Genomic DNA, 1,180 nt, shown 5'->3' on the forward strand with positions numbered 1-1,180 from the left:
TGTGAAGGTTCAATAGATTCGCTACATTTTTACCTGTTGATTTAATCTTTAGATATTACTATTATTACTGCTGTGGACTTGTGGGTAACTCGACAGAGTTATCCATAAATCCACAGCTATTTTTTTGCCTGTGTCGCTATGAAAAAAGAAGAGCAGAAGCAGAAAGCCAGAGAAGACTGGATAAGGGTTTACCAACAGCTGGGCTCTGTCAGCAAAGCTGCTCTTCGATGTGGCATCGCCCGCTCCACTCTGCACCGATGGATCAAGCGCCTGCCAGATGAAGGGCTGGCGGACCGTTCCAGAAGGCCACACAGGCTGGCCCGACAGAAATGGGATGATGATGTAATCAACCTGATTCTGGATATCAGGGACACCTGCCGCTTTGGCAAAATAAGGATCTGCTCACACCTTCTGCAGCAACATCAGGTGAAGATTTCTCCTTCCACCGTGGCCAGGGTGCTTGAGAAGTATGATATGAAATTGCTCAAGCGATACCACAAGAAGAAAGTTTTTAAGCGCTACGCTAAAGAAATCCCAGGAGAAAGGGTGCAGATGGATGTCTGTAAGATAGATACAGGTATCTATCAATACACAGCCATTGACGACTGTAGCCGCTTCAGAGTACTGCACATCTATTCTAGGAGAACAGCCAAAAACACTGTGAGCTTTCTCGAGCGGGTGGTAGAGCAAATGCCCTTTCCCATACAGCGGGTGCAAACTGACAGGGGCAAGGAGTTCTTCGGCATCGCTTTCCAGGAGATACTGCAGGAGTACGGCATCAAGTTCAGGCCCATAAAACCTCGCTCTCCCCACCTGAACGGCAAGGTAGAGAGGAGCCACCAGACGGACCTGCAGGAATTTTATATGATGGCTAACCTGAAGGATCCATGCCTGAACGATAGGCTGGAGGAATGGCAGTTTCATTACAACTGGCACCGTTCCCACAGTTCCCTAAAGGGCAAAACGCCAATGGATGTTGTCACCGAAAAGTCAGCCCTGACCCCGCTGTGGGAAGACATAGAGGCAAAATATGATTCGGCCAGAGAACCGATACGTGAGCAGAACTACGGCTGGGAGAGAAAGCTGAGTAAATACAAGAAAAAGGAGAGGCCTGCCAAAAATTAGAAATGTCTAACTTCTGGCAGGCCTCTAACTGTAGCGTATCTATAGAACCACTACA

General features: G+C 48.0%; 1 protein-coding gene. It reads left to right on the top strand.

The genetic code is table 11. The annotated features are described in order from the left end of the window. Positions 1-138: 138 nt before the first annotated feature. Positions 139-1,125, top strand: a complete 987-nt coding sequence (locus FJM65_RS21095) for an IS481 family transposase (protein WP_140456493.1) — start codon at positions 139-141, stop codon at positions 1,123-1,125. The last annotated feature ends 55 nt before the right edge of the window (positions 1,126-1,180 follow it).

This window comes from Pontibacter mangrovi (genome assembly GCF_006385705.1).
Classification (GTDB): Bacteria; Bacteroidota; Bacteroidia; order Cytophagales; family Hymenobacteraceae; genus Pontibacter; species Pontibacter mangrovi.